The 13032-nt window shown below is 37.4% G+C and carries 11 protein-coding genes; 6 read left to right on the forward strand and 5 right to left on the reverse strand.

Going from position 1 to position 13032, the window contains the following annotated elements:
• Positions 1-111: 111 nt before the first annotated feature.
• Entirely contained in the window at positions 112-1860 is a 1749-nt protein-coding gene (locus tag RST01_RS12420; protein WP_147197233.1) for a protoglobin domain-containing protein, read from the reverse strand.
• Positions 1861-2079: 219 nt separating this feature from the next.
• Positions 2080-2268, reverse strand: coding sequence for a hypothetical protein (locus tag RST01_RS12425; protein WP_066789788.1), 189 nt, complete (start codon positions 2266-2268; stop codon positions 2080-2082).
• Positions 2269-2523: 255 nt separating this feature from the next.
• Between RST01_RS12425 and RST01_RS12430 the strand changes: the two genes are divergently transcribed.
• Both RST01_RS12430 and cysK read left to right on the forward strand, forming a co-directional pair.
• A complete protein-coding gene (locus tag RST01_RS12430) occupies positions 2524-3054 on the forward strand; it encodes an AAA family ATPase (RefSeq protein ID WP_147197235.1) in 531 nt (176 codons plus the stop codon).
• Positions 3055-3543: 489 nt separating this feature from the next.
• Positions 3544-4467: a cysteine synthase A gene (gene cysK, locus RST01_RS12435; protein ID WP_147197236.1), complete on the forward strand. Its 924-nt coding sequence runs from the start codon at positions 3544-3546 to the stop codon at positions 4465-4467.
• Between the two features lie 61 nt (positions 4468-4528).
• Here cysK and RST01_RS12440 read toward each other — a convergent pair whose 3' ends face one another.
• The gene (locus RST01_RS12440) at positions 4529-5233 is read right to left on the reverse strand and encodes a DUF2935 domain-containing protein (protein ID WP_147197352.1); all 705 of its coding nucleotides are present in this window, start codon (positions 5231-5233) and stop codon (positions 4529-4531) included.
• Between the two features lie 267 nt (positions 5234-5500).
• On the opposite strand from RST01_RS12440, the gene RST01_RS12445 reads away from it, so the two are divergent.
• From RST01_RS12445 to RST01_RS12455, 3 genes are all read left to right on the forward strand, one after another.
• Positions 5501-6274, forward strand: a complete 774-nt coding sequence (locus RST01_RS12445; protein WP_147197238.1) for an amino acid ABC transporter substrate-binding protein — start codon at positions 5501-5503, stop codon at positions 6272-6274.
• Between the two features lie 131 nt (positions 6275-6405).
• Complete coding sequence (locus RST01_RS12450; protein WP_066789802.1) at positions 6406-7065, forward strand: amino acid ABC transporter permease; 660 nt, start codon at positions 6406-6408, stop codon at positions 7063-7065.
• 15 nt (positions 7066-7080) lie between these two features.
• Positions 7081-7827: an amino acid ABC transporter ATP-binding protein gene (locus RST01_RS12455; RefSeq protein WP_147197240.1), complete on the forward strand. Its 747-nt coding sequence runs from the start codon at positions 7081-7083 to the stop codon at positions 7825-7827.
• Positions 7828-7874: 47 nt separating this feature from the next.
• Here the strand turns inward: RST01_RS12455 and RST01_RS12460 are convergent, their stop codons facing one another.
• Entirely contained in the window at positions 7875-8327 is a 453-nt protein-coding gene (locus tag RST01_RS12460) for a universal stress protein (RefSeq protein ID WP_066789814.1), read from the reverse strand.
• A 265-nt stretch (positions 8328-8592) separates the two neighbouring features.
• Here RST01_RS12460 and RST01_RS12465 point away from each other — a divergent pair, with 265 nt between their 5' ends.
• Positions 8593-10200, forward strand: coding sequence for a ribonuclease J (locus RST01_RS12465; RefSeq protein ID WP_147197354.1), 1608 nt, complete (start codon positions 8593-8595; stop codon positions 10198-10200).
• 42 nt (positions 10201-10242) lie between these two features.
• On the opposite strand, the gene RST01_RS12470 is transcribed toward RST01_RS12465, so the two are convergent.
• The gene (locus RST01_RS12470) at positions 10243-12972 is read right to left on the reverse strand and encodes a S8 family peptidase (RefSeq protein ID WP_184117571.1); all 2730 of its coding nucleotides are present in this window, start codon (positions 12970-12972) and stop codon (positions 10243-10245) included.
• Between the last annotated feature and the right edge of the window lie 60 nt (positions 12973-13032).

The raw sequence follows: 13032 nt of genomic DNA on the forward strand, positions 1-13032 counted from the left end.
CAAATTATATAACATTAGGTTGCGTGCTCACCATAAATATCTCTAATAAAATTGGATTTTTAAGAAAGATAGAACTACTTCCCTACGTTACAGCACTAACTTCCTACTATTTTATTTTGTTAGGTATGGGGCTTTTCTTGAAAGAATTACCTCTTTAAGTGATTCTAATTTTTCAATCACAGTTTGCGAACAAGCTTCCAATTCAGCTAAATATTTTTCTGCAAGTTGATTCTTGTTAGCGTTATAAGCATTTATGGCCAATTTTGCGATTTCATGTACTTGTTCATGTGGTATTTTTAATTCCTTAAATGCAGGTTCATCTCCAAGCAATTCTCTGCCCATTCCATCATACCATTCACCAAGCCGTGATTCTTTGTGCGTTCCAATATCCTCGACGCTCAATTGTTCAAAACCGCTAAGTAGATTGTAGATACGCCAACGCCAGAGCAGATGATCGGTAATAGCTAGTGATATCACATCTTCTTGGCTGATAATAAAGTTCTTTGAAATGGTATTTGTACGATAATCAATAATCATTTTGCTAAGTGTATAAATGATTTCTCCCGTTGTGTGGGATAATTCTTTGCTTTTCACAGCATGCTCAGCAATATTGCGTATCCTGTCTACGATTTCATTAGCAGCGGTAGCTTGCTGCTTAGAGGCTGAAGCGACATCTTCGATATTTTCACCTTGATCTTGTAGGTTTTCATTCAAAGCAGCTAATGTCTTTGTAATGCCTGTTGCTTCAAGGGAGCCAATATGTAAATCTTCTGCTGATTTAGTTGTTAATTCATTAATCTTTTTTGTAGTAATTAAGAGCTTTTGAATGTCTTCATGCACAGACTTAACAGAGATCTTTGTATGATCTGCCAGTTTTCTTACTTCCTCTGCTACAATGGCAAAACCTTTACCAGCCTCTCCTGCTCTTGCGGCTTCAATCGATGCATTTAATGCAAGTAGGTTTGTCTGTTCCGCTAGGTCTTGAATAAATTTTACCAGCTGAGAGACATTATTGACTGTACTAACCAAATCTGAGACATGTTCATTAACGCTTCCTTGACCTTCATCTGTTACTGCTAGCAACTCTTGTACTGATTGTAACGAGCTAATACCTTTATTCAATTCCTTCAATGCTGTTTGCGTGTCATAGGTGATGTGTTGGATAGATGAAGATGCTTCTTCTATACCCGCTTCTAATTGTTCCATCGCTTCATTTACAACCATGACGTTTTGCATTTGAATTTCTTGAAAATCCCTCAAATCCTTAATCTGATCAAGCCTAGTATTATAGGAAATAATCTCGCCTAATCCATCTACAATAGAGTTTGCTTGTATTTCTATATAGGTCTCAACAATGATTTGCTGGTCTATACTTACTAACGTTTCATAAGCTAAAAGGACATCCATTGCCTTTTCAATGTCTCGGCTATACTTTTTAATAATCAGTGGAATAATCATTTGATTGATATAGGTATATGCTGAAATCATCCAATCTGGCAATACACCAATTTTCGCATGTGTATGCGCGATTTTACGGCGATCAAAAATATATTGTAAATCCAAGTCGTCCTGGAAAAGGCTACGGAAGTGCCGGTCAAAGGTTATTTTTAGACGATCAACATGTGAATACGTATCGATTATTTCTTTAAACTCTGGAATAGCCATTAAATGTTCGTAGAAGCTCGTCAAGATTTTTTCGTGATGTTCAATATACAGGTCGCATAAATCTTTTACCGCTTCCCTCCTAATAGAGGAAAGTCCCAAAAAATCAAGTTTGCGCTGAAATCTTTCATTGGCGACAAGATCGGTACCAGGTGTGGAAGAGAAATATTGATAGTGTTTTTTTAACTTTGGAAACATAAGATGATCCTCCTTCGTTTTCAGCAACACACCCTATATATTTATTCAAAAGCAACAAGAAATTATGTCTATAGGGAACGTATTCCCCTTATTATAATGGAGTTCTAACCACTTTAATACAACTTTATATCTAGTTTTTTTACACTATTTACATAGTGTTTTAGGTAACAATCATTAAAAAAGGAGCCATTTTTAATGGCTCCCTACTTAAAATCATATTTATGATGCAAAAAACATAACTGTTGGAACAAAAGATAAAACAAAGAATAAAGCATACCAGCCAGAGACTCTTTTCAATGAAAAGCTACGTCTCTTTTTCTCCGCGTAAAACGCATCGAAGAATACTGCGCAAACCAACGGAATGCTCATGCAATATACGGCTATTAGGATAAGATCATTAAAATTCATTTTGGCATCCCCCTTTAATTTAAACGTTCAATTGTGACAACTTTATGTCTATATAATACGCCAGTCGGACACAAAATGTCAACAATTCATTCACAAATTGGACAAATTTATTTTCCCAAGGACTTATTTATAGAATAAGTCCCCAAAAACAGCAATTAATACGCAAAAAAGCAGGCCTGCCTTAACTAAGGTTAGCATTCATTTTTATAAATAATTATAATTTGATTAACAAATAGAAAGTGAGGAGATGATGTAATGATTATAATGATAAATGGAGCATTTGGTGTGGGTAAGACCACTATTGCAAATACGCTTCAAAACGAAATTGAAAATAGTATGATATATGACCCTGAAGAGATAGGTTATATGTTAAGAAATGTTATTCCTATTGATATAAAAAGAACAGAATCCACTACAGGAGACTTTCAAGATTTAGAATTATGGAAAGAGTTAACTGTTGATGTGGCAAAAAGGTTAATTACAAAATATAAGATCAATCTAATCGTGCCAATGACGATTAGGAAAATAGAATACTTTCATTTCATTTATAACGGATTTAAAAGTATTGATGATCAAACCCATCACTTTTGCTTGAGTGCAAGTAAAGAGACAATTTACGAAAGGTTAAGATTACGTGGAGAGGAAGAAGGCAACTGGTGTTTTCAACAAACCGATAAATGTTTAGAGGCCTACAATCAATATGATTTTGGAGAGTATATAGATACTGAAAAGAATAGTATCATTGAAATCATTCAAGAAATAAAAGAAAAGTTAAGCCTTTTTTAAACTAAATTATTTCTAATTAACTAGTAATATGTTTATACAATACATACAAATAATTTTCCAAATGAAAGTGTGAGAATACCGGTATATACAGACAATTTATTAACCTGTACACCTACATTCTATTTATCATTCCTATACTAAGGGGTTTTATTTGAAAACGATCTTCAACAATCATAATCCAATTGAATATATTAAAGGTTTGTTTGACAAAACAAGCCTTTTCTTTTTGTTTAAAGAATACTTCAATAATTTAATATCATTGAAAATGAAAATTCTCTGTATTACTATATATCATAGTAATCTTATAAGAATAATTAAAATGCAGGTGTAGATACAGAATCAATTTCAATAAATGGATGGCCTTTTGTCCTGTGAGATGAATTGACATTATGAATGATTAAAAATATCACATTTCGTTAATACACTATTGTAAAGGTTTTTAAAATGGATTTAGAAGAATTGAAAATGGTATTGAAAGGTGGCTTTAGAATGAACTACTATCATTCTATTCTTGACTTAGTCGGAAAAACTCCAATCGTTAAGTTGAATAAAATTCCCGAAGCAACTGGAGCAGAAGTCTTTATTAAATTAGAGTCTTTTAATCCTGGAGGGAGCGTAAAAGACCGTGCAGCTCTCAATATGATTACAAGAGCTGAAAAAGAAGGAAAACTCATTCCTGGTAAGAGCACAATCATTGAGCCGACGTCAGGAAATACAGGAATTGGTCTTGCTATGGTGTGTGCAGTAAAAGGTTACCCCTGCATCATTACGATGCCTGATAATGCAACAAAGGAACGTATTAAAATTATGAAAGCATATGGTGCGGAGGTTCATTTGACTCCATCCGAATTTCGGATGCAAGGTTCTATCGATGAGGCTATACGTCTCTCAAAAGACATTCCAGATAGCTTCATTCCTATGCAATTTGATAACCAAGCTAATGCGGATGCCCATCGTAAAACAACTGCTGTGGAAATCCTAGATACATTTGATGGTTCATTGGATGCCTTTGTCTTAACAGCAGGTACAGGTGGCACAGTAACTGGCACAGGTGAAGAGCTAAAAAAACAGTTGCCTGATTTAAAAATCTATGTAGTAGAGCCAGCGGGTTCACCAGTTCTTTCTGGCGGCCAACCTGGACCGCATAAAATTCCTGGCACAGGCCCTGGGTTTGTCCCTTCTATTTTAAACCGAGATATCTATGATGAAATTCTTCATATTGAAGATGAAGATGCTACAGTCATGGCACGCCGCCTTGCAGCGGAAGAAGGTATTTTTGTTGGCGCTTCAGGTGCTGCTTCAGCCTTTATGGCAGTTCAAGTAGCTAAAAAGCTGCCACCTAATGCTAAAGTGCTTTGCATTGCACCAGACACAGGCGAGCGTTATTTATCATCCGATTTATTTGAAGACTAATAATCAAAAACCCAAGAATCAAGTATTCTTGGGTTTTTCAATCTCTTTATTTCTTGCCTTCCTATGCACTTCTCGATTCTGCTAACTTCAATAAATAGTATTGCTCCTCCTTTGCCATATGTTCTGCCATGGGTGCTGTAAAGCTGCTTAATACTTCTGCACTTAGCTCGTGTTCCTCTAACTCTAGCAAAAATGTTTTAAACAAATTCATTTCAACGTCTACTTCATTATTAAATCGTTTCAACGCTGGGAAAGAATCTATATTAGCCTGTAAAAAAGTAGTTAACTCCACTGCCTTTAAATAAAACTGTTCAAAATGCTGAGTGAACAAATGGCTTTTTTCTTTTAGCCTCTTTTCCACTCCATCCATATTATCGTTTATTGTTCCCGCATGCCCATAAGCATCTCTCAACCATAATAAGTGATGGTGCAACTCATGAAAAATGGGCGGAACTTCTCCTTTTTCTAAATAACCCAAAACATTCTGGTACTCTTCTAGCTCCAGCACCATATGTCCAATAAACGAAGGGGTTAAATGAATTGTGATCTTGCCTTCTAACTGACGTCTAATTATATCGAATTTGAATTGCTTTAATTGCTCTGCTGCTTCATTGGCCTCACTTGCAAAGCTTGGCGCACTTGCAATATCTAATGTCTTTACTTTTCCATGAAGCTCCTTAAAACGCTTGATAAAACCTTTTGCCTTCTCAATCGCTTCTTTTTCAGATTCATATAACGAGTCACGAATAAATTGACCATGATTCATTAGGATTTCTAGCCAAAAGTCATGTTCATACACTGCACTTTTTAAATAATCAGCGACCTCTATCACTCCTTCAAAATCACTCTACCCTCAGTCTATTGTGATGAAGGATTGTACTATGTATAAATTTATACAATTTTTTTACTAAGCTCTTAAAAACAATCTAAAAAAATATTTTACTCAAAAACAAAAGGATGTTATAATTTTATCGTGTTAGCATACTAGTGTACTAAAGTGTAAATAAAATCTATTAAGCAAGGGGTCTGAAATATGAAACGTTTATCCATGCTTTTCCTTACATCCATTATGCTGCTAGGCATACTTGCTGGATGTTCCAGCAAATCAAGTTCTGATTCAAAAACATTGACCATCGGTGTAGATGACTCATTCGCGCCAATGGGCTTTCGAGATAAAGATAATAACTTAGTAGGCTTTGATATCGACTATGCAAAAGCTGCTGCGAAGAAAATGGGCTATAAAGTAGATATTCAGCCTATTGAATGGAAAGCGAAAGAATCCGAATTAAATAGCGGACGTATTGACTTAATCTGGAATGGTTATACCATTACGGACGAAAGAAAGAAAAAAGTAGACTTTTCTAAACCTTATCTAAAAAATGCGCAAGTCGTTGCAACGCTAGCTAAAACAGACCTTTCTTCATTAAAAGATTTAAAGGGCAAAATCGTCGGTCTGCAAGCTCAATCTTCTGCTGCGGACGCTTTAGATGCGAGCCCTGTTAAAGCTACTCTCAAAAGTACTAGTGAGTATGCAAATAATGTAATGGCATTAAATGATCTGAAAAGCGGTCGAACAGATGCCGTGATTATTGATGAAGTGGTAATTGATTATTATATGGCCAAAGATCCTGACACATTTAAAGTATTAGATGAATCGCTATCACCTGAAGAATATGGTATCGGTGTGAAAAAAGGCAATGAAAAACTGTTAAATAAACTTCAAAAGGCTTTAGACAGTATGAACGAAGACGGTACTGCGAAGAAAATTTCAAACAAATGGTTCGGCGAGGACAAGGTATTAAAGTAACAATAATAAAGAAATGATTCTCCCTTTATTTTGAGGCTTGGGTGCCCATTCCTTAAACATGCTATTCGTATAGGAAGAATTGCTTTCGCTGTGCGGACAATAGGCGCGCGAGCCTTATAGGAGGAAATGACATGAGTTTAGATTATATCCTGACGATTCTAAAGCCAATGCTTCAAGGATCTCAAATGACGCTATTATTATTTATCATAGCCATTGTGCTATCCATTCCGCTTGGGTTTTTATTAACATTAGCTGTCAACAGCAGCATCAAACTGCTTTCCTTATTAGCCCAAGCTTATATTTATATCATGCGGGGCACGCCGCTTTTGCTACAATTATTAATTATTTGTTTTGGTTTACCGATGATACCGGGAATCGGACAATATTTAGTATTAGACCGTTTTACTGCAGCGTGTATCGGATTCATCCTAAATTACGCGGCATACTTTGCAGAGATATTCCGAGGTGGTTTATTGGCTATCGATAAAGGCCAATATGAAGCAGCTCAAGTACTGGGCTTAAACAAGTTCCAAACTACAGTGCGTGTTATTCTGCCACAAATGTTTCGTATTGCCATCCCATCGCTTGCAAATGAATCTGTGACATTAATTAAAGATACAGCTCTTTTATATGCAGTCGCTGTACCAGAATTATTACATTTTGCGGAAACAGCTGTAAATCGGGACTTCACTATTGTGCCATTCTTTATAGCTGGCATTATTTATTTAATCATGACACTAATCTTAACACTGCTTTTCAAGTGGATCGAGCGACGGTTTACATTTGAATAGAGAGGAGCAATTGATATGGCAATAATGGAAGTGACCAATCTAAAGAAAACATTTGGCGATCTAGAAGTATTAAAAAGTATCACCTTTGATGTACAAAAAAACGAAGTGGTAGCCGTTATCGGTCCCTCTGGTTCAGGAAAAAGTACTATGCTCAGAAGCTTGGTGCACCTTGAAAAAATAGATGATGGCACTATCAATATTGATGGTGAATATCTCGTAAATAAAGGTGCTTATGCCTCACCTTCAGATTTAAAGAAAGCATCTACCAAAATGGGCATGGTGTTTCAACATTTCAATCTCTTTCCTCATTTAACGGTAAAGGAAAATTTAGAAATGGCACCTAAGCTTGTAAAGAAAGTATCTGCTCAAGAGCTTAGTCGTCACAGTATGGAATTGTTAGAAAAAGTAGGCATGGCAGATAAAGCATCTGCCTATCCCTCTAACCTTTCAGGCGGCCAAAAACAGCGTGTGGCGATCGCAAGAGCCCTCATGATGCAGCCGGACATTCTGTTGTTTGACGAACCAACGTCCGCACTAGACCCTGAGCTTACAGGAGAAGTGTTAAGCGTTATGAAAGAATTGGCTAAAGAGCAAATGACGATGATTGTGGTAACGCATGAAATGGGATTTGCACGTGAAGTCGCAAATCGTGTCCTCTTTATGGATCAAGGTGAAATCCTGGAGGCAGGCACACCCGAAGAAGTCTTTGACAACCCACAATTTGAACGGACAAAAGCATTTTTGCACCGGAATTTAAAATAATCCATTTAAAAAGTTGGCCAACAAATAGTTGTGGCCAACTTTTTTTATTAATCTTCTAAGTATGGTGGATGGACAACGAGCACATCGCAGTTTGCAGTGCGGACAATCGCATTGGTAACACTACCGACTAAGAAGCGCTCTACCGCATTTAGTCCTGTTGCACCGCAAATAATTAAGTCAGCTTCCACTTGTTTAGCAATATCCCCTGTGATAGCTGTTTTAGGTGAGCCGTATTCAACCATTAAATTAACATCTGAAACGCCAGCCGTTTCTGCTTCTTTGTAGCCTTCTAATAGACTTTTAGCAAATTGTTCTGCATTTCTTTGTTCATCTGTTAGGTTATAAGAGTCTAATACAGCGTACGCTCTTGAATCAATGATATTCACCAAGTGTAGCTTAGCTTGGTTACGTTTAGCGATTTCAACGCCCTTTTTTAAGGCATACTCAGCTTCTTTAGAGCCATCAATACCTATAAGTATGTTTTTGTAATTTCCAATCATTTCATTTTCCCCCTTTTCTTTTTCAATTTATACCCTTTTTCAAGTTATTTCAAATCAGAGATAGAACAGCTCAGACGTTTTTTAGTATTTGTGTATTTTTTAAAACATTTCACTCTATTCCATTTGCATAACTGCTTTTCTATTACGCCATACTAGGGATGAAGATAAGAAATCTGGCAAGAGGAGTGTTATACAGTTGGCTAAAAAGAATACGAGCGCTTTATCCATCTTTGCATTGGGCGGATTAAATGAAATCGGCAAAAATATGTATGCTATCCAAGATGAAGATGAAATTTTGATTATTGACTGTGGCGGTAAGTTCCCCGATGAAAGTCTATTGGGAATCGACCTGATTATCCCGGATATCACCTATCTCATGGAAAATAAAGAAAAGATTCGCGGTTTGATTGTCACGCATGGCCATGAAGATCATATTGGTGGCATCCCTTATTTCCTAAAGAAGATAAATGTTCCTATTTATGCATCTCGTTTTACCCTTGGCCTTATTGAAGTCAAATTAAAAGAGCATAAGCTATTACGTAAAACAAAGCTTCATGAAATAAATTCCAATACAGTGATTGCGTTTGATCGCATAGAAGTGAGCTTCTTTAAGACAAGTCACAGTATTCCAGATTGCCTGGGAATTGTCTTTTCTACTGAAGAAGGAATCATTGTACATACAGGTGACTTTAAGTTTGATTTAACACCTGTGAATGCTCAATATTCAGATGTTCATAAAATGGCCGAAATCGGCAACAAAGGCGTATTGGCTCTTTTATCAGAGAGTACCAATGCTGAACGCCCAGGGTCCGCTCCTTCTGAACAAGAAGTGGGAAAACATATTGATGAAGCTTTCTTCGCCGCAGAGAAGAAAATCATAATCTCTACCTTTGCTTCCAATATCAATCGTGTTCAGCAGATTATCGATGCAGCAGTAAAGACAAACCGCAAAGTGGCTTTGTTAGGACGAAGCATGCTCACTGTCGTTCCAATTGCGATTGAAAGAGGCTATCTGCAGGTACCTCCGCGATTATTAGTAGATGCACGAACTGTTATGAGTCTGCCCCCTGAAGAAGTCGTGGTACTTTGTACGGGCAGTCAAGGGGAGCCGTTAGCTGCGCTTTCCAGAATGTCGACATCAGATAATCGTGATGTACAAATCCATGCTGGAGACACTGTTATTTTTTCAGCCTCTCCTATTCCAGGCAATGAAAAAGATGTATCACGTATTGTCAATAATCTTTTCCAGCTTGGAGCAAAAGTCATCTATGGCTCATCTAGCATTACAGGCATGCATGTTTCCGGACATGGCTACCAAGAAGATTTGAAATGGATGCTGACACTTATGAAACCGAAATACTTTGTTCCGATTCACGGCGAATATCGAATGCTGTATCTTCACCGTGAGTTGGCTGAGTCTGTCGGCGTAGAGGAAGGCAACACCTTTATTATGCAAAACGGGGATGTACTGGATATTGAAAAAGGAGAAGCAAGGCAAACACGTAAAATTCCTGCTGGTGATACCTATGTCGACAGCATTGACATAGGCGAAGTGGGCGAAATTGTTTTACGCGACCGAAAACAGCTTGCTGAAGATGGGATGCTCGTCATTGTACTCACCATAAGTAAAGAAGACGGCAGCATGACTGCCCCTCCCGACACCATCTCCCGTGGCTTTGTCTATGCGAAAGATAATGAAGTATTGCTCGGAAATGTCAACCGCCTCGTTGCATCTACAATAGAAGATTTAGAGGATAGAGACGCACAGCAATGGAATATCGTAAAGCGCAAAGTAAAAAAATCGGTTGGCCAATATTTATTTGAACAAACAAGAAGAAGACCGATGATTTTGCCTATAATTTTTGAGATATAAAAGACCAAAAGAAAAAGCCCCTATAGTAGGGGCTTTTATCTTTTATTTTTTCGCCTTTTTCACAGTAACTGTGACTGTTTTGCTTGTGCGTTTTTTAGAGTCAACCGTATTGAAATATAATTTCGTGCCGGCTTTTTGTTTTTTCAGCTTGATTTTGAATTGAGCATTCTTTGAAGCTGTTGTTTTGCCAATTACTTTTTTAGCTGAATTTTTCATAACTACTTGTAATTTAGGTTTTGCAAAACCTGACACAACAGTTGTTTTAGTTGTGATAGTTTTTACTTCTGGTGCTGCCGGACGATTGTCCTTTGCTACATACAAGGCTAATGTTGAAGCAGCTTTATATGATGGATTCGTCACTGTCATTGTTAAGTGTTGATTCACTTTTTGTGCAGGAATTTTCACTTTGAATTTTCCATGTACAGAAGTGGCTTTACCAATCACTTTAGAGCCTTTTTTCACGATAACTTTAGAACCAGTTTTTGCTCTACCTGTTACTGAAGTTGCTCTTTCTAGAATTGGATGTACTTTTACTCGTAAATCTGCAGTACTTACTGCGTTAAATGCATTCAAGCGGCCATAGCCTGATACAAGATCAGTACCGACACGAAGATCGAAATCTTCCGGATCCATGTCGCCGCCTAACAACATATCAAAGATGCTGCCGTCCTCACCAGTGTTATCTTTCCCTTCAAAGGTTACATTTTTTGAAGTTTGGTGAAGAATTGTTTTGATATCAGAAACGCTTAATGTAGAATCAACAGAACGTAATAATCCAGCAACAGCTGCTACGTGAGGTGCTGCCATTGAAGTACCGCTCATATATGTCACATTACCGTTTGGCACAAGGCTAGGAATATTCGTACCAGGTGCAACAAGGTCTAATTTCTCACCGAAGTTGGAGTAATCCGATACAATGTCCCAATCGTTTGTAGCACCTACAGAAATAGCATAGCGAGAACGTCCAGGATAAGAAATGCCCATTTGTCCATCATTTCCTGATGCTGCAATAACTGCTACACCTTTTGAAGATGCATATTGCATTGCTGCCTCAAGTGTACGGCTATATGAACCACCAAGGCTTAGGTTTATTACTTTTGCGCCATGGCTTGCAGCATATTTAATACCTCTAGCGATCGTTTCTGTATCGCCTGCTCCATCAGCTGTTAACACCTTGACAGGCATAATTTTTGCGTGCTGGTCAAGCCCTTGAATTGAATAGCCATTATTTGCCTCTGCTGCTATAATGCCCGCAACATGCGTACCGTGACCATTATCATCTAATGGACCTGTTGTTTCGTCAACAAAGTTTTTGCCGATAGACGGATCAACATGTCCTTTTAAATCAGCAAGAGTATAGTCAACGCCAGTATCTACAACTGCAATGACTGTATCTTTAACTTTTTTAGTGCTTAATAGTGATTGAAGTTTATCGTTTTGAACATCCGCGCCTTTTGTTCCTTCATTTTTACCAAGATTCTTTAATGACCATTGATAACTTGATAAAACATCGCTAGATAGCGCATGGTAGGTTTGGACAGGCTCTACATATTCTACTTCATTTAACTTTTCTACTTGGGAAACAGTTGCTTGAAGTGCTTTCGTTTGAGCTTTTGCACTCATGCTTGCTGTTTTTGCATCCATTTCTACTACATACGTATTGTCAAGCAACTCATCTGAGTGGTCAACAGTTGATAATGTAGAGAACGTTTTGTTACCTGAGATTTTAGATTGTACAGATTTCAATGTCTTGCCATCTTTTAATTTAACAATATATTTACCGGAAGCTGAGTTTCCATTTAATTTAATACCAACATTTTTCGCGATAGCTACTAAATCTTCACCCGCTAGGCTATCAATCTGTACTTTTTTCGCGATAGCATCCATGCTTTGTTGTAATTTAGCTGGTACTGCAGCATGTGCAATGTCGAAAAGCTGCTTAATCGCATTTGCTTCTGATTTGCTAATAACACGTGTGCTGTTTCCGCCATTTTGGTTTAGATCAGTGATAAGCGGTTGAATTTCAACCAAATGCTTGTACACATCTTGCTTTGTATCTTTGTTAAAAATCATTTTTGCCACAAGGAATGGTGCTGCTTTGTAGTATAAAGATGATAGCTGCTTGCCTTGTGTTGATTTTGCTAGAGTACCATCACGGAATAGGCGGATATCTTTTAAGATTTGTGTAGCACTTTTTTGTTTTGCGACACTGTATTCAACAGGACATACAGAGCCTGTTGCTTCTTCTTTAGCCGGTGAAAGCTTAACAGATTTTGCTGTGATACTATAGTTGACTGAGTCAGTGCTACTACCTTCATCCTCACTAAGACCTTCCATCGGAAGATCATCTGCAAAGCCACTGTACTCCACCTTCACATAATAAGGTCCTTCCCATGCATAAGGGAATGAAATAGTAGCAGCTTGATCAGAAACTGTCCCTGTTACGTATTGCTCAAAAGCATCATCCGCGATTGCTTTTGCTTTATTAGGATAAACAGATACATTTACTACTTGATCACTGTTTATATCAAATTTTATATGTGAGTACTTTGAAACTTCTTCTTTCGTTGGTGTAACTTTGTACCAATATACACCTGGTTGGTCAAATGAACCTTTAACGGTCGCGCCATTTGTTATAGCTGTCGCATCATCAATTGCTGTTGCAGTAGTCGTTTCTGCTGCAAAGCTTTGTTGCGGCGGAAGCGTCAATCCTAGAATGATAGCAAATGCTAATAGCCAAACAGCAATTTTGCGAGTGTTTATTTGCTTCACTTAAAAACCTCCTATTAAACTTTTTTTGGAAAAACATCCTAATCCATCATAGCTCATTTA

It is taken from the genome of Rummeliibacillus stabekisii, assembly GCF_007988965.1.
GTDB classification, from domain to species: Bacteria; Bacillota; Bacilli; order Bacillales_A; family Planococcaceae; genus Rummeliibacillus; species Rummeliibacillus stabekisii.

Bases quoted from the DNA above. Each gene is read 5' to 3' on its own strand.
- RST01_RS12420 (WP_147197233.1), bottom strand. From the start codon at position 1,860: ATGTTTCCAAAGTTAAAAAAACACTATCAATATTTCTCTTCCACACCT.
- RST01_RS12425 (WP_066789788.1), bottom strand. From the start codon at position 2,268: ATGAATTTTAATGATCTTATCCTAATAGCCGTATATTGCATGAGCATT.
- RST01_RS12430 (WP_147197235.1), top strand. From the start codon at position 2,524: ATGATTATAATGATAAATGGAGCATTTGGTGTGGGTAAGACCACTATT.
- cysK (WP_147197236.1), top strand. From the start codon at position 3,544: ATGAACTACTATCATTCTATTCTTGACTTAGTCGGAAAAACTCCAATC.
- RST01_RS12440 (WP_147197352.1), bottom strand. From the start codon at position 5,233: ATGAATCATGGTCAATTTATTCGTGACTCGTTATATGAATCTGAAAAA.
- RST01_RS12445 (WP_147197238.1), top strand. From the start codon at position 5,501: ATGAAACGTTTATCCATGCTTTTCCTTACATCCATTATGCTGCTAGGC.
- RST01_RS12450 (WP_066789802.1), top strand. From the start codon at position 6,406: ATGAGTTTAGATTATATCCTGACGATTCTAAAGCCAATGCTTCAAGGA.
- RST01_RS12455 (WP_147197240.1), top strand. From the start codon at position 7,081: ATGGCAATAATGGAAGTGACCAATCTAAAGAAAACATTTGGCGATCTA.
- RST01_RS12460 (WP_066789814.1), bottom strand. From the start codon at position 8,327: ATGATTGGAAATTACAAAAACATACTTATAGGTATTGATGGCTCTAAA.
- RST01_RS12465 (WP_147197354.1), top strand. From the start codon at position 8,593: ATGTATGCTATCCAAGATGAAGATGAAATTTTGATTATTGACTGTGGC.